The 21,482-nt window shown below is 58.7% G+C and carries 22 protein-coding genes; 6 read left to right on the plus strand and 16 right to left on the minus strand.

What is annotated here, in order from left to right; genetic code table 11:
• The first annotated feature begins 18 nt into the window (after positions 1-18).
• A complete protein-coding gene (locus PCAR_RS14225; protein ID WP_011342389.1) occupies positions 19-759 on the plus strand; it encodes a flavodoxin family protein in 741 nt (246 codons plus the stop codon).
• Between the two features lie 235 nt (positions 760-994).
• Here the strand turns inward: PCAR_RS14225 and PCAR_RS14230 are convergent, their stop codons facing one another.
• The 10 genes from PCAR_RS14230 to mbhE all read right to left on the minus strand — a co-directional run bounded on the left by PCAR_RS14230 (position 995) and on the right by mbhE (position 9,664).
• Positions 995-1,663, minus strand: coding sequence for a 3'-5' exonuclease (locus PCAR_RS14230; RefSeq protein ID WP_011342390.1), 669 nt, complete (start codon positions 1,661-1,663; stop codon positions 995-997).
• Between the two features lie 16 nt (positions 1,664-1,679).
• A complete protein-coding gene (locus PCAR_RS14235) occupies positions 1,680-2,873 on the minus strand; it encodes a M24 family metallopeptidase (RefSeq protein WP_011342391.1) in 1,194 nt (397 codons plus the stop codon).
• 212 nt (positions 2,874-3,085) lie between these two features.
• The gene (locus PCAR_RS14240; protein WP_011342392.1) at positions 3,086-3,937 is read right to left on the minus strand and encodes an MYG1 family protein; all 852 of its coding nucleotides are present in this window, start codon (positions 3,935-3,937) and stop codon (positions 3,086-3,088) included.
• Between the two features lie 255 nt (positions 3,938-4,192).
• Positions 4,193-4,525, minus strand: a complete 333-nt coding sequence (mnhG, locus tag PCAR_RS14250) for a monovalent cation/H(+) antiporter subunit G (RefSeq protein WP_011342393.1) — start codon at positions 4,523-4,525, stop codon at positions 4,193-4,195.
• On the minus strand, positions 4,522-4,794 hold the full coding sequence (locus tag PCAR_RS14255; protein WP_011342394.1) for a monovalent cation/H+ antiporter complex subunit F: 273 nt from the start codon (positions 4,792-4,794) through the stop codon (positions 4,522-4,524). Before PCAR_RS14255 ends, mnhG begins: the two co-directional genes overlap by 4 nt.
• A complete protein-coding gene (locus tag PCAR_RS18835; RefSeq protein ID WP_041531399.1) occupies positions 4,791-5,126 on the minus strand; it encodes a Na+/H+ antiporter subunit E in 336 nt (111 codons plus the stop codon). The genes PCAR_RS14255 and PCAR_RS18835 overlap by 4 nt, the downstream gene beginning before the upstream one ends.
• Positions 5,123-6,577 carry a proton-conducting transporter membrane subunit gene (locus PCAR_RS14265; protein ID WP_011342396.1) on the minus strand — a complete coding sequence of 485 codons (1,455 nt, stop codon included), beginning with the start codon at positions 6,575-6,577 and terminating at the stop codon, positions 5,123-5,125. Before PCAR_RS14265 ends, PCAR_RS18835 begins: the two co-directional genes overlap by 4 nt.
• Positions 6,577-6,963 carry an NADH-quinone oxidoreductase subunit K gene (locus PCAR_RS14270; RefSeq protein ID WP_011342397.1) on the minus strand — a complete coding sequence of 129 codons (387 nt, stop codon included), beginning with the start codon at positions 6,961-6,963 and terminating at the stop codon, positions 6,577-6,579. Before PCAR_RS14270 ends, PCAR_RS14265 begins: the two co-directional genes overlap by 1 nt.
• On the minus strand, positions 6,960-7,391 hold the full coding sequence (locus tag PCAR_RS14275; RefSeq protein WP_011342398.1) for an MnhB domain-containing protein: 432 nt from the start codon (positions 7,389-7,391) through the stop codon (positions 6,960-6,962). The genes PCAR_RS14270 and PCAR_RS14275 overlap by 4 nt, the downstream gene beginning before the upstream one ends.
• Positions 7,388-9,664 (minus strand): hydrogen gas-evolving membrane-bound hydrogenase subunit E, encoded by a 2,277-nt coding sequence (gene mbhE / locus PCAR_RS14280; RefSeq protein WP_011342399.1) that lies wholly within the window; start codon positions 9,662-9,664, stop codon positions 7,388-7,390. Before mbhE ends, PCAR_RS14275 begins: the two co-directional genes overlap by 4 nt.
• 182 nt (positions 9,665-9,846) lie before the next feature.
• Between mbhE and PCAR_RS14285 the strand changes: the two genes are divergently transcribed.
• The gene (locus PCAR_RS14285; protein WP_011342400.1) at positions 9,847-10,773 is read left to right on the plus strand and encodes a universal stress protein; all 927 of its coding nucleotides are present in this window, start codon (positions 9,847-9,849) and stop codon (positions 10,771-10,773) included.
• Positions 10,774-10,984: 211 nt separating this feature from the next.
• Here PCAR_RS14285 and gap read toward each other — a convergent pair whose 3' ends face one another.
• Both gap and PCAR_RS14295 read right to left on the minus strand, forming a co-directional pair.
• Entirely contained in the window at positions 10,985-12,052 is a 1,068-nt protein-coding gene (gene gap / locus PCAR_RS14290; protein WP_011342401.1) for a type I glyceraldehyde-3-phosphate dehydrogenase, read from the minus strand.
• Positions 12,053-12,206: 154 nt separating this feature from the next.
• On the minus strand, positions 12,207-13,418 hold the full coding sequence (locus tag PCAR_RS14295) for a multidrug effflux MFS transporter (RefSeq protein WP_011342402.1): 1,212 nt from the start codon (positions 13,416-13,418) through the stop codon (positions 12,207-12,209).
• A 228-nt stretch (positions 13,419-13,646) separates the two neighbouring features.
• Between PCAR_RS14295 and PCAR_RS14300 the strand changes: the two genes are divergently transcribed.
• From PCAR_RS14300 to PCAR_RS14315, 4 genes are all read left to right on the plus strand, one after another.
• Positions 13,647-14,420: an AMP nucleosidase gene (locus tag PCAR_RS14300; RefSeq protein WP_011342403.1), complete on the plus strand. Its 774-nt coding sequence runs from the start codon at positions 13,647-13,649 to the stop codon at positions 14,418-14,420.
• 119 nt (positions 14,421-14,539) lie between these two features.
• Complete coding sequence (locus PCAR_RS18060; protein ID WP_011342404.1) at positions 14,540-14,959, plus strand: hypothetical protein; 420 nt, start codon at positions 14,540-14,542, stop codon at positions 14,957-14,959.
• 116 nt (positions 14,960-15,075) lie between these two features.
• The gene (locus tag PCAR_RS14310) at positions 15,076-15,264 is read left to right on the plus strand and encodes a hypothetical protein (protein ID WP_011342405.1); all 189 of its coding nucleotides are present in this window, start codon (positions 15,076-15,078) and stop codon (positions 15,262-15,264) included.
• 148 nt (positions 15,265-15,412) lie between these two features.
• Positions 15,413-17,005, plus strand: coding sequence for an FMN-binding glutamate synthase family protein (locus PCAR_RS14315; RefSeq protein WP_011342406.1), 1,593 nt, complete (start codon positions 15,413-15,415; stop codon positions 17,003-17,005).
• An 18-nt stretch (positions 17,006-17,023) separates the two neighbouring features.
• Here PCAR_RS14315 and PCAR_RS14320 read toward each other — a convergent pair whose 3' ends face one another.
• The 4 genes from PCAR_RS14320 to PCAR_RS14335 form a co-directional block, all read right to left on the minus strand.
• Positions 17,024-17,740 (minus strand): response regulator transcription factor, encoded by a 717-nt coding sequence (locus PCAR_RS14320; protein WP_011342407.1) that lies wholly within the window; start codon positions 17,738-17,740, stop codon positions 17,024-17,026.
• A 21-nt stretch (positions 17,741-17,761) separates the two neighbouring features.
• Positions 17,762-19,429 (minus strand): sensor histidine kinase, encoded by a 1,668-nt coding sequence (locus PCAR_RS14325; protein WP_011342408.1) that lies wholly within the window; start codon positions 19,427-19,429, stop codon positions 17,762-17,764.
• Positions 19,430-19,542: 113 nt separating this feature from the next.
• Positions 19,543-20,871, minus strand: a complete 1,329-nt coding sequence (locus PCAR_RS14330; protein WP_011342409.1) for a vWA domain-containing protein — start codon at positions 20,869-20,871, stop codon at positions 19,543-19,545.
• A gap of 148 nt (positions 20,872-21,019) precedes the next feature.
• Positions 21,020-21,466 carry a YaiI/YqxD family protein gene (locus PCAR_RS14335; RefSeq protein WP_011342410.1) on the minus strand — a complete coding sequence of 149 codons (447 nt, stop codon included), beginning with the start codon at positions 21,464-21,466 and terminating at the stop codon, positions 21,020-21,022.
• Positions 21,467-21,482 lie beyond the last annotated feature (16 nt).

Raw genomic sequence — 21,482 nt, forward strand, 5'->3', positions numbered from 1 at the left:
CCAAGAAAAGGAGCCCCTATGCGCATCACCATCTTTAACGGCAGCCCGCACAAAGAAGCGGGTAACACCCACATCATGGTCGAAGCCTTCACGGCCGGCGCCCGGGAAGCAGGTGCGAAGATCGAAAACATCTTTCTGGCAGACCAGGAAATCAACCCCTGCATCGGCTGCCTGGCCTGCTGGGTAAAAACCCCCGGGCGCTGTATCCATCGCGATGCCATGGACCAATTGCTGCCCAAAATTGTCGAGTCGGACGTGATCGGCTTCGCCACCCCCTTGTACATTGACAACGCCAGCGGCATCACGAAAAATTTCATGGACCGCTGCATCCCCTTGGTCGATCCGCACATGGAAACCGATGCGCACGGTGAGACCCGCCACGTCCGGATTCACGAAAAACCCCGTTACGTGCTGGCCATCTCCAACTGCGGGTTCCCCGAGCAGAGTCATTTTGAAGTGCTGCGGGTGCTTTTCCAACGCATAGCGCGTAACATGGACTGTCGCCTGCTGGCGGAAATCTACCGCAGCGGCGGCACTCTGCTATCCACCACCGATCAGGAACTGCGTCCCTTCATCGAACAATACAAGGTGCTGCTGCATGCGGCGGGCAAGGAAGCTGTCACCCATCTCGGTCTGTCTCACGATACGATCACAAGGCTGGAACAGCCTCTGTTGCCAAATCCCGATTATGCAAAGATATACCGTGAGCGGATCAATCAGTGGTTCGATGAAAAATTGGCGGAAGCAGGTGATTTGTAGAGGTGGAGGACAGTGATTGGTGATTGGTGATTGGTGATTGGTGATTGGATGCGGTGTACGAAAACCGATCTCACGCCCGTTCGCTATGCTCACTTAAGACGCAAAGTCGCAAAGAAAACAAAGTCTTAAAGAAGGGGATTGCCTCTCTTTGCGGCATTGCGACTTTGCGTGAGACATGGGGTTTTGGTTTTGGAATTTAAAAACCCTTGACGTCTCTGCGGTTAAATAACCGGTTTTACATTCCCCGCATCTCCAGCGCCCGTTCCCGCAAAAACGCAGCCACCCGATTTTTTTTCTGTCTTGCCAATGCGCTCATCAAGGCAAACGGCACCTGGGAAAAACCGTAGGCATCCTGAAGGTCCGCCGCCATGCGCAGCCACAGATGAGCGGTCATTTCCGCATCGGCCAGCGCCCGGTGAAAACAACCGTCGGTAGGCAGCCCCTTATAGGACACCAGGGTAGCCAGCTTATGGTTGGGCGAATCGGGGTAGACACGGCGAGCCACCAGCAGAGAACAGGCGAACTCCTGCCGCCGGCAACGGTCGATACGCTGCAGTTCGGCATCGAGGAAACGCCGGTCAAAAGACGCATTGTGCGCGACCAGCGGCGCATCACCGATAAAATCGTGAAAAGCTGCCATGACCTGCGTGGCGGGCGGGGCGGCCTGCACCATGGCGTTACTGATGCCGGTAAAACTCTCGATAAAGCTACTGATCCGACATCCCGGGTTCATCAAGCTCTGAAACCGGTCGGCGATTTGCCCACCCACGATGCGCACAGCGCCGATTTCGATGGCCCGGTCACCCTGCACGGGCGACATGCCGCTGGTCTCGAAATCGAGCACCACGACGCCCTCGCGAGTATCACACCCAGCCACCTGCTGCTGTATATTTTCTAAAGACAAAGGACCAAAAACCTTTTCAATATACCGGCATGAGGCCGGGATGATCGCCGGTGATGCAAACACCCCCGGCCGGGGTTACCAAAAAGGTATTTTCGATGCCGACCATACCGACTTTTTCGATACCTTTTTTCGGCTCCAGGGCAAAAACCATCCCCTCCTCCAGCGGCTCGTCGAAACCTTTGGCGATGACCGGAAATTCATCGATAAGCAATCCGATACCGTGACCGAGGAAACGCGACTGACGCGTGCCGAAGCCCATAAAATTCTCAAGGAACTCCGAACTCAGATCCCCCATGATGGACTGATAAATCTCCGAAGGGATCTCACCGGGGCGTAATCGCGCCGCCACCCGGTTCTGAATATCGACACACTGTCTGTGCACCGCAACCACCTCGTCGGGCAAGGGTGCGCCGAACATGTAAGTCATGGTTTTGTCGGTATGGTAGCCTTCGACCCCGCAACCGATATCGACAAACACCAGGTCGCCCTTTTTAAGAGAATGCTCGCGGTTGCCCAGCACCGGGGCTGCCGGTCCCAGGCCGAAATTTCCGCCGGGACCGTCGAAGGAAGTCGGGTAGATGGAACTCGGGCCGAAACAGACATGGCCGATGACGATTTCGGTCTGAAACATGCCGAAACGGGCCACTCCGTGATGGCCTTCCTCAACCATTACCGGATACAGTTCCGCAGCCAGTTGCGCTTCGCTCATCCCCTCGCGCAGCATGCCGGGCAGGCGTTCCTCGAGGATACGACGGTGCACTGCCCCGGAACGCTGCATGATCTCCAACTCGAAAGGGCTTTTGACCGCCCGTACCACGGCCAGCTGCAGATCGACGGATTGATATTCGGTGAACGGAAAGTGTTTCTGAAAACGCTGCAGCAACGCCAGCGGCACCAGCTCCGTTTCCAGATAAATCCGTCCCGGGCAGCCTCCCATGCCCTGCGCCGCGTCGCGAAAGCTGTTCATGGCCTCGATCCGCGGAAACAGTGATTCGTCCCTGGCCCGTTCGCAACTGCGCCGTACCCAGTATACGGCTTCGGCCTCGCGGGGGATCAGCAACACGCCATCCTGCATGGTGCCGGTGAAATAATATTGATTGACCCTGCCGAATAAGGCCGCCATTTCCCATTCGGGACAGGCGGCGTCCATTCGGGCACGAAACCGGGTCATGCGATTTTGCAGTTCCGATAAAGGTACGATGGGATGCATTCCGATACTCCAGCTTACTTGAAACACTGACCTTTGCTACCGCCGCCCGGCTGACCGGACATACGGAATAAAGGACAAATCCTACCGTAAACGGCACGACGAGCCAAGCGGCAATGTCTCCGGCGAGGCGATCGACTCGATCACCCTGCACCATTCTCTCCACGGCAGCCATAGGGAACAGGAAAGGACAACGGGAAGGGGGCGAATTGCGACTACATCGGGATGTGCTCTTCGCCATCCGCGACGGACCGTGCTGCGAGTTCCAACACCTCGGCAAGAGGGAGCAGAGTCCGGGTTGTCGCGATATAGCCGTTGGCGTGCACAAAGCGGATTTGCGGACGGTCCGCAATGGCCCGAAAATCGACCAGATTGCTGTCCCCGAGCCGCAACAATTCCCATCCCTCGCCACGCACCGACGGCGTGATACAGATCATAACCCGCGCGTCCTCAAGGGAACGCAGGTAGAGTTCCATCGACAGTTTGGGGTTGTCTTCGATGGCACAAACCACCGCTTTGAGCTGTTTCACCGGGACGATTTCGGCTTCCCGCCTGAGCCGTTCCAACCGTTCTTTCTTAAGCTTGATCAGGGCCAGCATATCCCGCCCCATCTCCCGCATGAACTGATAGAGAAGATCCTGCGACCGCAGCGTCTCGAGTCTGGAAAAACGGGAAAGGATATAGCCGTCGATGGGTGAGGAGGACGCCAGCAGGACACTGGCATCGACCCCCAAATGTTCGGCGGTTTTGTGCGGCCCACGAACATCCATCATGCTCATGAAGGGATACCAGCCGAACACCGCCTGGGCATCCTCGTGGTAGCCGAGATCCTGCATAACCAGATGAAAGGCACACGGCAGGGACTTGTCCTGATGATGATCGAAGTTGCGTCGTTCCGGATCATACTCCATGCCGACATCGACCACATAAGTCCCGGGATCGGCAAGATCCTCCCGACCGGGATCGCGACGAAACACCTCGGCTTCGTCGAGGATGGCCAGCAATATGCTCACCGCCAGGAAGTCGTCCCGGTGGGCATTGCCCGGATGTACCACGATTTTATGCATGAAACAGACTCCGGAGTAATGTCTTGAGAATATGGAATGGACAGAATCAATTTTTTACCACAGAGGCGGCGGAGATCACAGAGAAAGATTCATCAAAATACCCATACCCATAGAGAACATTACCTCGACTTACTTTTATCGATTCACGATCTTGGTGTCGTTATGCCTGATGCTGTCAAAAAGGCGGGCTCACCCTAAACTCAGCCAACCTCCCCAGCCATACCGGAACCGGCACCGCAACATGCAGGCCGGACATTAATCGCGCAGGGGTGCGTCATCCGCAAAAACATCGTCACTGCCCCCGTCGTCCATAACGGGATTTTCGCGCATAGCGGCTCTGGCAAGCACATGGGACGCCACCGGCATGGTCAGCCATACAAGCAGTATGATCAGCAATGCGCGCCAAACCCAGGACCCGTCGCCGCCGAGCAGCGCCGTACCGGACAGCATCGAAACAAGCCCCAACGCACCGGCCTTGGTTGCCGCGTGCTGGCGGGACAGGGCATCGGGCAGCGAGAACAATCCCACGCCCGCCAAAAGCAAAATAAATATGCCCAGCATAAGAAAAACCAAACCGAGGGCCGTCATGACCGCGATCCTTTCGATGGCATGCCGCGCATTTCCACCAACCGGGCCCAGGCGAGGGTGGCAACGAACCCGATCAGAACGACGCCGATGGCGATATCAAGATACAGCACACGCCGCGTTACAAGCGCAGCAAGGACACATAAAGCGACCGCTGCGGAAAAAAGCATATCGACCGCAACGATACGATCGGCGTCGTACGGCCCACGCACAAAACGCACAACACCCAGCCCCACACACACCAGAACCGGCACAACGAGCCAACCCATCATGTCTCCTCCGGAAAAAGCCTGCAAAGGTCCGGTTCGAAGTTCCTCCGGATGCCCGCCAGGGTCGCACCTGCGGCCCCCTTGTCGAGAAGGTGCAGAAGAATTTCGCGCCGCACCGGATCGATATCGATGGCACTGGTTCCGGGCGACAGTGTGACCATGGCACCCAGAATGGCAGCCCCGGTAGCACTCATCGGTGCGTAGCGCAAACGGACCAGCCCCGCCGGAGGTGTCTGGCGCCGCAGGATAATCCGCGCGGTGCCGATGCCGGCGATGACACAATGCACGACAAAACGCATCCATAGCCTGGCGACGATAAAAGGCCACAGTCTCACGGCGGACCTCCCCACAGTCCGGTGGCGGCTGCCCCGACAAAACCGAGCAGCCCCCCGGGATAAACCCCCACCCATACAACCGCCAGGATCAGTACGCCCACGCCGGCGTACGCGGGGGCCAGCCGCATCCCGGCGGGCACATGCCAGGTACTGTCGGGATGGGGCTTCCAGAAGGCCTCGAGCCATATCTTCATCATCGAATACAAGGTCAAAAGCCCCACCGCCAACGCGGTGCCGGCCCAGAGGTATTCCCCCTGCACGATGCTCTCGCGGACGATGAGGTACTTCCCCCAGAATCCGCTGGAGGGAGGCAAGCCCACCAGGGACAGGGAAAGAATCAGAAACAGCGTGGCCAGCCCGGGCTTGGCGGCGTAAAGCCCCCCGATGCGTCTTAAATCGTAATGACCGACATGCCGGTAAATCATGCCCGCCACCAGAAACAGCCCGGCCTTGACCAAGCTGTGGTGCAGGGCGAAGAAAATCGCGGCAGCATTGCCGGCCCGCGACGCCAGCGCCAGAGCAAGGAGCATGTAACCGACCTGGCTGATACTGTGGAACGCCAGGATGCGTCGCAAATCCCAGTGATAGGCGGCACCGAGCACGCCGGTTACCATGGAGATAAGCGCGATCCATCCGAGCCCCCGGAAAAGAACCTCCGGAGCGGGGTGCAAGACACCGCCCAGGATACGGATCAGCGCACAGATCCCGACCTTGCTGAGCAACGCCGAAAACAACGCCAAAACGGGCGCCGGCAAGGTATGGTAGGAGGACGGCAGCCAGGAGAAAAAGGGAAAGGCCGCCGCCTTGATGAGAAAGGCCAGCGCCAACAGGCCGATCAGCGGCAGCAGCAAGACGCCGTCCCGGCCCGCGGCCGCCGTACCCAGGGCGGTAAAGTTGAGCTGCCCGGTATATGCATACAGCAGCGCGACCGCGGCGAGAAGCAGCAGCGTGCCGACCAGGTTGAGGGCGAAATATTTGAAAGTGGCGTCCAGATGGCGCAGGGTCCCGCCCTGCGCGAGCAAACCGAGGGAGCAGATCAGCGCCAACTCGAACCACACGTAGAGATTGAACAGATCGGCGGTAAGAAAGGCGCCGCAGGCACCGGCAACCAGTCCGTGAAGCAGCGGATGCAGCGCGGGCGACTCCGGTGCGATATCGACATCGCTTCGCTGCCAGACCACAACGACCGTCACCATCACCGCCGCCACCAGTACGAGGGAGATGCCCAACCGATCCGCGGTAAATTCAATGCCGAAGGGCAACGGCCAGTTGCCCGCGACCATTGTGAGGGGACCGCTCCCTACGATACGCCGCAACAATACCCCCGCGCAAAATAATTGCCCCAGTGCCCCGCCAAGACTGACATTCCTCTGCCGATGCGGATCGGACCGGGTGAGGACGCACAGCAGGGCGGTCAGAAGCGGTAACAACAGGGGCGTAATAACCGGCATTACGGTGTCTCCTCCAGGGGCGGTTTAACGGGATCAGAGGCTGGGGGTTCCGCCGCGCGCAACCGGGACACGTCGTCGCTTCCCGCCTGTTCGATAAGCCGCACCGCCAAAACCAGCGAAAAACACAACAGGGCGAAGCTTATGACAATGGCGGTAAGGACCAGGGCCTGCGGCAAGGGGTTAGCCGTCATCCCTGCCATATGGCCTTCAGGATCGATAATCGGCGGAGCACTGCCGATAAAACGGCCGCTGCTGAAAAGCAGCAGATTGATACCGTTGCCGAGCAGTGCCAGGCCGACGAGACAACGAAGCAAATCCCGTGAAAAGGCGAGATAGGTCCCCGCAGCAACAACGGCACCCAAGGCCAGCGCGATCGCCCAGATCATGCTTCCTCCCCGATGATTCCTACCAGCCCCAGGCAATAGCCGCCGAGCGCCCCCCAGACACACAGATAAACGCCGAGATCGAATAACATCGTGGTTGATAGCGGCAAATCCACCGCACCGAACGACACGGTTATCCATTGATGCGTCAGAAACGGTTCCCCCTGCAACAGAGCCGGCAACCCGCTCACCAACGCCATAAATACGCCCGCCCCGCCAAGACGTGCCGGCGCCAGCGGAAGGCGCCGAAGAGCCGGCCCGGCGCCGAATACCAGGGCATAGCCGGAACTTGCCGCCACCGCGACCAGTCCGGCGATAAAACCGCCGCCGGGGGCATTGTGTCCGCGAAACAGAATCCACAACGAGGCTATCAGCAACAGCGGATAAAGCCGGCGCATGAAAACTTCCGCGATCAGCGCCCTGCGCGTCATGACCTTTTCCCCCTGACGACACCGAGCAAGGGCAGCGCCGCCAGCAGCGCAAATGCCAGCACCGCGATTTCGCCCAGCGTATCGAGGGCGCGAAAATCGACAATGATTACGTTGACGATATTGCGACCGTGCGCCGCGGGAAGACTCTGCGAGGCGAAAAATCCCGACAAACGATCATCGAAAGGAAGACCGGAGACCAGCAGCAGCAAAAGCGTCACGATGGTTCCGAAGGCCAGCGCTATACCCCGCGCCAGATACCGTTGTGAGCGTGCTTCGGCCGAAATCGCGGAGGAGATGGTTTTCAGGCGTCTCAAGCGGAGCAATACGCAGGCGACAACCACCACGAACACGGTCTCGATCGCAAATTGGGTGAACGCCAGGTCCGGCGCTCCGGTAAACAGAAACAGCACCGCACTGCCGTATCCGACCACCCCGCTGACCAACAGCAAAATCAGATGATCACGCACGAACAAAACGGTCAAAGCTCCCGCGGCAATTAGCAGAGAGGCACCGAGCACCGGGATCGTCAACGTCTGTAAAACCGGCCAGGTCGCAACGGGGCGCGCCCATAACATCAACAGCGCAATGAACAAAGTCACCACCCCGACCAAAGTCATCAGGTAGCGGGACAACAGACCGTGCTGCAAAAAGCGGGTCTGCCGGGCCACCAGATGCGGTAAAAAAGCCAGCAGATGTCGATACCAGGATTCCGGGCCATAATTGCCGAGAAAACGAAGGCGACTAAGCAAACGATGCAAACGATCCCATTGCAGATAGACGATCCCGCCGAAAAAGAAGGTAAGCAGGGTGGCTTCAATCACCGAAAAGATATCGTAAGAAGCCATAACCCGTGCAGCTTTGAACCCGGGAGCGATGGAGCGGGCGGCAGCCCCCAACACCGGGTCGACCAGGGTCGGAGCGAAACCGAACAGCAAACCGAGCAGCACCAGGATCAGGGGCGGAAACAGCATGCTGGCCTTTGCTTCGTGGGGTTGCGCCTTGCGGGGCACGGTATCGGCTCCCCAGAAAATGCGGATCGCGGCAATGGCCGCAACGGCCACGGACATGCCGTTGACAAACACCGTCGCGTAACTGACGGGGCTCAAAACAACGGCCTCGGTCTTGGCCAGGGTAATCGCATCCTTGGCAACGAAACCGAATGTCAACGGCACCCCCGCCATGGAGAGCGCCGCCAGCAACGCCGCGGCGGCCGTCCAAGGCATATAGCGGCGCATGCCGGTCAAGCGATCGATTTCACGGGTACCGGCGCCATGATCGAGATTCCCCGCGATAAAAAACAGCGGCGCTTTGTAAAGCGCGTGGGCGAAAAAAAGAGCCGCAACCGCCAGGGCCGCACCTTTGCCGGGAAAACCGACCAGCATTGTCAGGGTTCCCAGGGTAGCCACCGTCGACCACGCAAGAATGCGCTTCAAATCACGCTCGCACATGGTCTGAATGGCGGCAAAAACTGCCGTAAAGGTTCCTGCGGCGATAAGTGTATACTCCCAGAACACAACATCGCTGAAGGCGGCATCCAGACGCGCCAGCAGATAGATGCCCAGCTTGACCATGGTTGCCGAATGCAGATAGGCGCTGACCGGTGTGGGAGCGGCCATGGCATTCGGTAGCCAGAAGTGAAACGGGAACTGAGCGGACTTGGTAAAAGCCCCCAGGAAGATCAGCATCAGGGCCGGGGGCAGATGCGGGTCTGCCATAAAAGAAGGGGCCGCGGCAATAAGGGATTGCATGGAATAGGTCCCGGCAAGCCGGCCGAGGATGATGATCCCGGCAAGCAGGCAAAGTCCCCCTGCGCCGGTTATCAGCAGAGCTTGCTGCGCCGACTTCCGGGCGGTCTCCTGCTCATGATCGAACCCGATCAGCAAAAACGACAGGACACTTGTCAATTCCCAAAAGATGAAAAGCACAAGCAGGTGATCACTGATCACCGCACCGATCATGGCGATCATGAAAAGCTGCAACAAAACAAGGACCCGCCGCCTTTTCGGATGCTCGGCCAGATACCCGGACGCATAGACAAAAACCAACGTGCCGATCCCCGTGATCAACAGCAGAAACTGCGCTGCCAGGCCATCGACATACAGCGAAAAATCGACATTCAAAGAAGGGATCCATGGCGCGGAATAGCTCCGGGGCAATGGCATGGTGAACAAGCCGTACAGCAACAGGGCAAACAGGGTCGCAGGCAGCAGGGCCGGCCACAGTCTGCCGATCGGTGTTGCCGTCCCGTTTTTCGGGTGTGTGCTTTCTTTCACGGTCCCTCCCGAACTACTGCTCTTTTTTAGAAAACTTATAAAATAATAACATACTTCCGTCGACGTAACTTTCAACGTTGCCATGCCTACCGTTGCATCACGGGGATGCGGTCCCTTCCGCAAAACAGTCGGCATGGTATACTGGGCGAAAAGTAAACGGGCACATTTTGGGAGGATTTAAAATGGAGCGATTTAAAAACATTCTGTTTGCTTCATATGGGAGCAAGGAGGATGCGACAGCACTCGATCGGGCCAATCGCCTTGCCGGCAAAAACAAGGCACAGATAACCCTTACCCGGACCCTGGCACCGATCCCTTCGGTTGCCGGTTATTTTTTGCCGAAAAATCACCTGGAAGATATGCAAAGCGCCGTACACGCCATGGCGGAAAAAGATCTGGCAACTCTTGCCAAAAAAATCTCCCCGGGGATTAAGGTCGAAACGAAAATCCTGACCGGAAAACCGTTTATCGAATTGATCCGGTCGGTGCTTACCGGCCCCCATGACTTGATCATCAAACCCAAACAACCCGCGCCGGGCGGCAAAACCCTCGCTGGAACCGACCTGCATCTGCTCCGCAAATGCCCCTGTCCCGTCTGGATTATCAACCCCACACAACGCAAACCGTTCGGCAAAATCATTATCGCCGTCGACCCCGACCCCTCCGATCCGGAGAAAGTCGCCCTGAATACGGACCTGATCAAAATCGGCACGTCCCTGGCGCAGAGCGAACAGGGGAAGATCGAAGTGGTGCACGCCTGGACGCTCGATGGCGAAACGACTCTGCGCGGGCCGCGCTTTACCATGAGCGACGCCGAGATCGACGTGCTGGCCGACAATGTCCGGAAAACCCGCCTTCAATGGCTGCAGGATTTGCTTGCACCCTACGGCGACGGCGCCATAAAGATCACGTTGGAAAAGGGGGAACCGGGCTCTACACTGGTGTCGATCATCGAAAGGAAAAAACCGGATATCGTGGTCATGGGAACCGTTGCCAGAACCGGCCTACCCGGCCTTCTGATCGGCAACACGGCCGAATACGTCCTGGGCAGAATCAGTTGTTCCGTCCTGGCCATCAAGCCCCGGGGATTTAAAACGCCCGTTTCCTGAATGCGCAGGGAGCGGACCGCCACCTTGGCGCAAACAGGGTAACTGCGGATCCCGGAAGATTTTTCCCCGACCGGACAAGGGGGCCTGGGCCCGCACATGACCGTTTCAGTCACAAAACGTCCGGCACGCCCCGTCCCGGAAAATAAAAGAGGCAGGCCGCTTATCGAAACGACCTGCCCCACGCATATTTCCCCAAAATCCCGGCGGGAATCTACCCGTTCCGCGCGATCATCAGACGCAGCATGTCGACCACACGGTTGGAATAACCGACCTCGTTGTCGTACCAGGAGATCAGCTTGAAAAAGCGGGACTCGTTGGGCAGGTTGTTCTGCAACGTAGCCGGCGAATCGTAAATGGAAGAACTGGTCGAATTAAGAAAATCGGAAGAGACCAGTTGCTCGGTCATGTATTCCATGATGCCCTTGAGATAGGTTTCCGACGCCTTTTTCATCAGGCTGTCGATCTCCTCGATGCTCGTATCCCGCCCCGCGCGGATGGTCAGATCGACCACCGAAACATCGGGAGTGGGCACGCGAAAAGCCATACCGGTAAGTTTGCCCTTGACCTCGGGAATCACTTCCCCGACGGCCCGGGCCGCACCGGTGGTGGAGGGAATGATGTTGATGGCCGCCGCCCGCCCGCCGCGCCAGTCCTTCTTGGACGGGCTGTCCACCGTCTCCTGGGTGGCGGTATACGCATGGATGGTGCTCATCAGCCCCTGTTCCAGGCCGATGCCCTCCTTGAGCAGAACATGAACCAGCGGGGCCAGACAATTGGTGGTGCAGGATGCCGTGGAAACCACCTGATCGACCTCCGGGTCGTAGGTATCCTCGTTGACCCCGATTACGACGCTCTTCACGCCCCCCTTGCCCGGCGCCGTCAGCAGAACCTTTTTGGCCCCCGCTTTCAGATGCAGGCTGGCTTTCTCCAGGCTGTTGAAATGCCCGGTGGCCTCGATGACGTACTCGACCCCCAATTCCTTCCAGGGCAACTGGTCGGGACTGACCGGAGCCACCAGGCACAGGACTTCGTCCCCGTTGACAATCAGGGTATCGTCGAGTTCCAGATCGGGGCGACTCTTGGCAGTACTCACCTCGCCGTTGAAGCGTCCATGCACCGAATCGTAAAGGGTACGATAAGCGAAGTAACGCGCATCGGGTTTAAGATCGACCAGCGCCACAATATCCAGATCGGCACCGATGAGCCCTTGCTGATGCATGGCGGTCAGTACCAGTCTGCCAATCCTTCCGTATCCGTTAATCGCAACCTTGGTAGCCATGGTTTCCTCCTGGATGAATGGTTCTTGCCAAGGGACGAATCAGAGGCGTCCCCCTAGCTGCCGGAACTCCATACAGACAACGCATGGCTTAACATAACAGCTGAGGAGAAAAACACAAGAATCCTCATCAATATCTGCTAAGCCATGACATCCATCAATCCTGCACACGAACCGGATATCGCTCCCGCCACAGCAATCCGACGCTGCCCAGGGCACATACCGGCATGCCGATCGCCATAACGGCAACCGTTCCGTCGTAGCCCCAGCTCACCAGGGCCGCGGCCAGGGCACCGGCCATCATTTGTACCGCTCCCAACAATGCCGATGCGCTGCCGGCCTGTTCCCTGCCGAACGGCTCCATGATCAAAGCCGTAACATCCGGCAGCAGAAAACCGAGGCAAAACAGGTACAAAGCGGCAAAAACCAGGACCATCCACAAGGGAACCGGCACCAGAATCGCCCCCAGAACGAATAGAGCGCTGACCGCCAACAATAGCAGGTTACTACGCCACAACACGCCCCCCAGGGAAAAACGTTTCAGCAAGCGGGCATTGACCTGGCTGCCGATAACCAGCGCCAGGGCATTGCCCCCCATGGTCCAACCATAATGGGGTCCCGACATGCCGAACATATCCATAAAAATCAAGGGCGAGGCGGTGAGATAAATAAACAGCCCGGCAATGTAAAAACTGCCGGTCACCATACGCAGGGTAAATCCGGGGACGGCCAACACCGCCAGATAGTCACGCAGCGCGCTGCGCGGATGCAGGGCTTCGCGCCTGCCGTGTCCGGGTATGGCAGGCAGAATCCACCATACCCCGGCCAGCATCACCACCGCCGAGCCACCCATCAGAAAAAAAATATAGCGCCAGCCCAGGCTGGCGACGATGAGTCCGCCGAGGGTCGGCGCGACGATCGGGGCCAGTCCCATCACCAGCATCAGCGATGAAAAAACCCGCGCGGTTTCATGCAGCGGGAAAAGATCCCGTACCACCGCCCGTGCGGCGACCATGCCGGCGCAGCCACCAAGGGCCAGAACCAGGCGCAACCCGATGAGCCATTCCACGTTGTAACTCAGAGCGCACCCCAGAGAGGCCAGGATATACAACACCAGGCCGTAGACCAGCGGTCCCTTGCGCCCGAAAACATCCAGCAGGGGTCCGTAAATGAGCTGACCGACAGCGATGCCGATAAAATAACTGCTCATGGACAAACTCACCGTTGCCACATCGGTATGCAGATCCGCGGCAATGGCGGTAAATGCCGGCAGGTAGGTATCGATGGTCAACGGCCCGATGGCCGTCAATACGCCAAGCAGGATAACGACCAGGCGCATATTCGTTCTGATTTCAGTGTGTGCCGACATGAAAAGGATCCGATGAAAAAAGATGCGAGGATATGGGAAAACAGAGAAAACGACTGGAATGCCGCAGTATACACCTTTGCCGATCGTTTGTCTGCCCATGGATCGTCCGACCGCTCCCAAAGCAACGCAAACAGCGATACCCGGCGTCTCCACCGCCCTTGACCAATATCGGCGGTGATTTAAACTATTTACATACAATCCCGACAACTTGAGGAGATCGATATATCCATGACCGAAAAGCTGGACATCGCCAGAAACTGGCTACCCCGCTACACAGGAATGGCCCTGGACGAGATCGGGGACTACATCCTTCTGACCAATTTTCGTTCCTATCTCAACCGGTTCGCCAGCCGCTTCGATTGCGAGATCCACGGTGCGGACAGACCGATGCCTGCCGCCACCAACAGCCACGGCCTGACCATGATCCACATCGGCATGGGCTCGGCCAACGCCGCCACCATCATGGATTTACTCAGCGCCCGCAGTCCCAGGGGGGGTCTGCTGCTGGGCAAGTGCGGCGGTCTCAAGCAGTCTTCGGAAATCGGGCATTTCATTCTACCTATTGCGGCCATCCGCAGCGAGGGCACCAGCAACGATTATTTCCCTCCCGAAGTCCCCGCCCTGCCCTCCTTCAAACTGCATAAGTTCGTGTCCGAAAAGATCGTTGCCCATGGCCATGAATACCGCACCGGGGTGGTCTATACCACCAACCGTCGGCTCTGGGAACACGACCGGGACTTTCTGGAGCGTCTGCAGGCGATGACCTGCATCGCCATCGATATGGAAACCGCCACCCTGTTCATTGTCGGCCACTACAACGCTATCGCGCGGGGAGCCCTGCTGCTGACCTCGGACCTGCCCCTGACGCCGGAAGGCATCAAAACCGAAGAGATGGACCGGATGGTATCCCGCAAATGGACCGACATCCATCTGCAGATCGGCATCGAGGCCATGACCGAAATCGAGGAGAAAGGCGAAAGGATCAAACACTTCCGCTACTGACAGAATCCTTCGCCAGGATATCCGGTCCGGCCGGTCCTTGCGAAAGAGCCCCGTACTGCGTTCATTCTGAAAATTCTCTGCTAGAATGATAATTGATGGTCCCAAACCGGGAGGATATTATGAGAGTTCGCTTCGGCTCGCTCCTGTGGCTGTTGACAGCCCTTTTCATCGCGGCACCGACGATAACCGGATGCATCGCCAATCCCGATTATGGCCGGGTCACGGTGCAAGGGCGGGATGTCCGTGCCGATATCGTCTTTTCCGACCGCGATCGCAGCGCCATCTATAATTATTATCGTCGGCATCTGCCGCCGGGCCTGGCCAGAAAGCACCGGCTTCCGCCGGGCCTGCGCAAGCACCTGGCACGGCACGGCGAATTGCCCCCCGGTCTGGCAGGTTACCGACTCCCTTACGACCTCGACCGACGCCTGAGACGACTGCCGGCCGGTTATCTGCGGTTGCGAGTCGGCACCGACATCATCCTGTTACACCAACGGACCCATCTTATCCTGGATGTCGTGCAGAGCATCTATCCCTGACGCGGAACAAACCACGCCACACCATGGAAACGGTACCCTGTTCCGGCCAGGCCACTGCACCCGGCAGCAGCAACGACGTAAAACAAGCAATATAATCCCACAGAGGAGGTAACGCCATGCGTCACGATGAATTTGAAAACATCTGTCACACCATCGGTCCCGAAACTGACAAACGTGTCAAGCATATCGTCCTCCATCAGGTCGGCAAGATCATCGCCTGTCTTCCGGATGACTTCTTCGAAGTCGAACTGGATAGCGGCGAGCACAAGACCTGGTCCAAAAACAATGTAAAGCTGGTGCATTGAACGACCCGCAAGGGCGCATAACATCATTCGGTAACCGGATTCTTTGCAGGACCTGCTCGGAAAGACAGCGGACGCCATCCGAAAGGGATGGCTGTGCCTGTTTTTCGACAAGACGCGGGGCAAGCCCCTGCCAGGGAGGATCAGCCCCATGAACCTGCAGCGACCGAATGCCAATGAGGCCACCCGAAGTGCCAACCGTTCCCGCAACGTGGTACCCATGAGCGGGCTGTGCAGCCGCTGCCTCGACGGCTGCCGGGGCAATTGCGAAATCTTCAAGGCCACCTTCCGCGGCCGCGAAATGATCTATCCCGGCCCCTTCGGGGAGATCACCGCCGGAGGCGACAAGGATTATCCCGTCGATTACTCGCATCTCAACATCCAGGGTTACGCCTTCGGCGCCAAGGGGTTACCTGCCGGTGTAACCGGCGATTCCGACACCGCGATCTTCCCCGCCGTCGACACCGAAACGGCCTACGGTCGGGAACAGAAGGTCAAGATGAAGCTGCCGATTTTCACCGGCGCCCTCGGTTCCACGGAAATCGCCCGCAAAAACTGGGAACATTTCGCCATCGGCGCCGCCATCAGCGGCATTACCCTGGTCTGCGGCGAAAACGTCTGCGGCACCGATCCCGAACTCGAACTCAATGACGCCCGGAAAGTCGTCAGGGCGCCCGATCTGGATCGGCGCATCGAAATTTACCGCCGCTATCATCATGGCTATGGCGAAATCCTGGTCCAGTTGAACGTGGAGGATACCCGCCTGGGCGTGGCCGAATACGTGTTGGACAGACATGGGCTGGAAACCATCGAACTGAAATGGGGCCAGGGTGCTAAATGCATCGGCGGCGAAACCAAGGTCAAAACCCTCGAGCAGGCCCTCGAACTGCAGCACCGCGGCTACATTCTCACCCCCGACCCTTCCGACCTCGTCGCCCAGGCCGCCTTTAGGGACGGTTCGCTGGCGGAATTCGAACGTCACAGCCGCCTCGGTTTTATCGACGAAGGGGAATTCTATGCCGAAGTCGAACGCCTGCGTAACCTCGGTTTCAAACGCATCACCCTCAAAACCGGCGCCTACGGCCTGCGGGAACTGGCCATGGCCCTCAAGTGGGGGGCCCGGGCCGGGATCGATCTGCTGACCATCGACGGCGCGCCCGGCGGCACCGGCATGAGTCCCTGGCGCATGATGGAGGAATGGGGAATGCCGAGCCTCTATCTGCACGCAGCAGCCCACGAGTTCTGTCAAAAACTCGCCGGCAGAGGTGAGACGGTGCCCGACCTGGCCTTTGCCGGCGGGTTCAGCACCGAAGACCATATTTTCAAAGCCCTGGCGCTTGGTGCCCCCTACGTCAAGGCGATCTGCATGGGGCGCGCCCTGATGATCCCCGGCATGGTCGGCAAAAACATCGACCGGTGGCTGGCAGAGCATGATTTACCGCCGACCGTCAAGCAATATGGCAACACGAAAGAACAGATCTTCGTATGCTACCAGGAAGTCGCCGATCTGATCGGCACGCAAGGCATGGAAAAACTGCCGCTAGGCGCCCTGGGCATCTACAGCTATTGCCAGAAGATCAAGGTCGGTCTGCAGCAATTCATGGCCGGCGCCCGCTGCTTCAACATCCCAGCCATAGCACGCGGGGACCTCATGTCCCTGACGCGGGAGTGCGCCGAAGTCACCGGCATCCCCTATCTGATGGAGGCCAACCGGGAGGAAGCACTACGCATTCTGGAAAGCTGAAAAACCGCGGGAAGCCGCTCAGCGATCGATGCTGCCGGCAACATAGCGATAACCGATCCCGTGCACCGTCATGATGACTTGCGGCGCAGCCGGATCGGGTTCGATTTTTTTGCGTAATTGGGCGATGTGCTGATCGAGGGTACGGGTGGTGCCCTGGTAATCGATGCCCCAGGCCAGGTTAAGCAGGGTATTGCGCGGCAAGGCTTCGTCCGGGTGGCGGTAAAACGCCTCCAGCAGTTTCATCTCGCGGGCCGTAAGGCGGAAGTTTCGTGTGCCGAGGCAGCCCCGGTAGGTCTTGCGGTCGATGGTGGCCGGTCCGATAGCCAGGGTGGAGGGTAATTCCCCTGCGGCGCCGGGCGCGGTTCGACGGCTGCGCCGCAGTACGGCAGCGATCCGGGCCCGCAGCTCGTGAACCCCGAAGGGCTTGGTGATGTAATCGTCCGCCCCCAGCTCCAGGCCGATGACCTTGTCGATCTCCTCCCCTTTGGCAGTCAGCATAATAATGGCCAGGGCCGGATCGCGACGACGCAGCTCCCGGCACACATCGTAACCGTTGCAGCCCGGCATCATGATATCGAGCAGCGCCAGATCAAAGGAAGATTCTTCACTGATCCGCAAAGCTTCATTGCCGTCCTGAGCGGCCAGCACTCCGTAGCCTTCCCCTTCGAGAATATCGACGAGCCCTTCGCGAATATGCGGATCGTCTTCCGCCACCAGAATACGACTGGCGTCCATAAATCGATTCCTTTCCCCGGTTTATCGGTGGTCTTCCCCGGCCACCGGCAGCGCCATGACAAAGCAGGCACCGCCACCGTCCCTCGGGCAATAGCGTAGCGAACCCTGCATGTCCTGAAGCAGGCGCCGGGCGATGCTGAGACCGAGTCCGCACCCCGACTGCTGACTGCTCAGCTCGGTGTCGACCTGATGAAACTGATTGAAAATACGCTGCCGGTGGGCGGCCGGAACCCCCGGCCCGCGATCCTTGATAAGGATCTCGGCAGTCTTTGCCGTGTAGCGCAGTTCGACCACCAGCTCTCCACCCTGAACCGCATACTTGATAGCATTGTCGATGAGGTTGAGCAGCACCTGCTCGACGGCATCGCGATCGGCTTGCACCGGCGGACCGCTGTCCGGCATGCGGCGAACCAGTTCAAGCCCGGCCTGTTGCAATCGAAGGTTTTGCCCGTCGAGCACCTGCTGAAGGATTTCGGTAAGGGGCAGTGCGGTCAGATGATACTGTTTGCGTTTCTGTTCCAGACGGCTGAAATCGAGGACGTTGTTGACCAGCCGGGTCAGGCGCTGGCTCTCGGAAACAATAACCTGCAGATAGCGTTGGCGCTTGCCCTCCTCCCGGATCCGTCCTTCGCCGAGCAGTTCGGCGTACATGCGAATGGTGGTCAGGGGCGTTTTCAATTCGTGAGATACATTGGAGACAAAAGAGGTCTTGCGCCGGGCATCGCGCATGTGGCGCCAAGCCTGCCACAACAGCAGCGAGCCGCCGAACAGCACCGCCGCCACGAAACAGCCGACCAGCAGCGTCGAGAGCAGCAGCAGACCACCGTCGGCATGGCCAGCAGCCATGCCGCCCGGCACATAGATGGTCAGCTGCCAGTGGGGCAGATCCGGACCGACGGGCAAGCTGGCGAGTTGGGGGGTATCCGCCGTCAACTCGCCGGTGCCGGTGCGATGAAAAATGCGGCCCTGGCCATCGACAAGAGCATAAATTTCCCCGCTCGGGGGCTCGGGCAGACTGGTCACGAGCCGGGCCAGAAGAGCCATCATTTCCACTTCGAGACCATAGCGTTGCCCGCTGGCCGGATCTTCCAGCCAGCCGAGCAGATACAGACCGTCCTCCCAGAACCAGGACAGCCAGCCGCTTTCCGGCAGCATCTGCGGAGCGCTACCGAGCTGCTGAGCCAACAGCCGCAGTTCCTTGCGCGAGGATAAGGCCGTCTTGCCCGGAGCAGTTGCGTAGGAATCTTGGGAGCCGGTAACGCGCCTTGGATGGTCGGGTTGCGGCGGCCGCCAGGAGCTGCGGCCGTTGAACAGGGTCAGGTAGCGGGCCACGAAAGCGCCCGCTTCGGAATCGGCGGGAGTGGCTGGATCCGGCAGCTGCAATCCGTCGGGAGACCAGATAAATACGTTGCGTACCAGGGGATTGCCGAGCCGCCAGTCTTCCAGATGTTGCTCAAGATCGTCGGCCGGCAGCTGGCGAAGGCTGGTCAACAGGCCATCCTTGACTTCAGCCACGGTCAGATCAAGACTCTCGGCAATGCTGGCGCAGCGCTGCCGGGCGGCGCTGACGGTGTTTTCAGCCAGCCGGCCTTGTTCATTGCGCAACAACCGCAAAGCCAGCGCCCCGATCAGCAGAGTCGGGATGAGCAACAGCAGCCAGGCGCCGACAATCCAATAACTTCGTTTCATGGCGTTGGTTCCTTGATCGAGCGCCCCGCCCCCGGATGCAATCCGAAGGCAGGGACGGTTTCGAGCAATGTAGCAGACCAGGCTGCGATTTGCCAGACTGCGGCGTTTCCGGCTTAATAGGCCTTCTGCTGTTTCCGAACCTTAAAACTTTCCGACCGCAGTTCCTTTTTGCGGGTTTTATCGAGCTGTTCCGATTCGAATTCAACGGCTTCATCCTGCAACTGACCGGCTTCCTGGGCCAGGTCGTCGAAACCCAGGATGGCATTCTGCTCCTGCAGTGACTGGCTTTTCTGACGCAACACTCGTGCGGCTTCAGGCTTGCGCCCGGCATTGTAAAGATTCAGGGCACGATCACGCGCTACAGCCATTTCGTTTTCCACCACGGCTTTCTGCACATCCTTGCTGGCCGCTTTGCGTACCTCTTCCGAGCGCTTGCTGAATCGCGTTTGCACCATGGCCGTCGACGATTCCCCGGTATCGGTCAAAGCGTTACGGTAACGACAATCGACCCGCGCCAGGTCGAGTTTCTGATTTGCGCGGGAGGCAGGCACTTCGACTTCGACCAGGGCATATTTCTCCTGACCGCCATACAACTGGTTCATGCGCACCTCGACCCGTTGGCCCTTGATGCTGCCTTCGCGGCCAATGACGCGCAGCGGTTTCACCCCTTGGGGGCATTCGATGCTGATCACCACTTTACGCGCCACCACACTCAGGACATCACCCAGTTCCGCGGCAAAGATGCGGGGCAGGTCACGGCTCGATTCGACAAAATAGTGGTTGCCGTCGCTGCGCTCGGCGAGCTGCGTCATGAGGTCCTCGTTGAAATCGGTCCCCACACCCACCGTGGTTACCGAAATGCCCTCCTTGAGCAGAGCCGCGCCAAGACGCGCCAGATCGGCGGGACGGCTCGGGCCGACATTGGCCAACCCGTCGGACAGCAGAACCACCCGGTTGACATAAGGAGCGTCGCTGTGCTTTCTCACTTCAGCCGCCCCCTGGCTGACCGCGCCGAACAGGGCTGTAGAGCCACCGGGCCGGATGCGGCGAATGCGCGCCTCGATATCCCCGATGTCGGAAACGGGCTGCGCCGGCACCAGCGTCTCGACCGAATCGTCGTAAACGACCAGCGAAAACAGATCCCCGTCAGAGAGGCGACGCACGGCTTCGATGGCTGCCTCGCGCGCCTTGGCTATCTTGTTTCCGCTCATGGAACCGGAACGATCCAGCACCAGCGCCAGATTAACCGGCGGCCGTTGAGCGGTGCGTGGTGCGCGCGGCGCATCGAGGGCGATTTTGATGACCGTTTTCTGAGCGGGGCCGGCCAGCAGTACGCCCCGGTCCAGTTCGACCTGGCAGTTCACCAGCGGGGCGGCCTGAACCAGGCCGGATACGCCCAGCGACAGGATAGCGGACAACAGGATAAACGACTTACGCAACATGACATGCTCCTTTCGATGCAGGGGAGAGATAATTCGAGTAGATCATGTCAGCGCCTTCGAGTGGTCATCAGGAGGTAAAAAGTTTGTAAAGAAAATGTCATGTCACTTACCGCTACGATGGTTGATTGTTCCCGACATGGGGCGGGCTTTAGACATGCCTGGTCAAAAATTGATCCAGCCGGTTGGCAAAGGCCTGCCGATCGCTCTGATTCAGTGCCGCAGGACCGCCCGTGTCGATACCGCTGGCGCGTAGCGAATCCATAAAATCCCGCATCGACAGGCGTTCCCTGATATTGTCGACGGTGTACAATTCACCGCGCGGATTAAGGGCATGGCCGCCTTTTTCGATCACCTGAGCCGCCAGGGGAATATCTGCCGTGATTACCAGATCTCCCGCATCGAGCTTTTTCACGATTTCGTTATCCGCCGCGTCCAACCCCGCTGCAACCAGCATAAAATGAATATGGGGTGATGGCGGTATGCGCATAAGATGGTTGGCAACAAGCGTCATCGAAACCCCGGTGCGCCTGGCCGCCTTGAATAGAATCTCCTTGATCACGGCGGGACATGCATCCGCGTCTACCCATATTTTCATAGCAATCCGTTCCTGT

Origin of the sequence: Syntrophotalea carbinolica DSM 2380 (assembly GCF_000012885.1) — a bacterium.
Classification (GTDB): Bacteria; Desulfobacterota; Desulfuromonadia; order Desulfuromonadales; family Syntrophotaleaceae; genus Syntrophotalea; species Syntrophotalea carbinolica.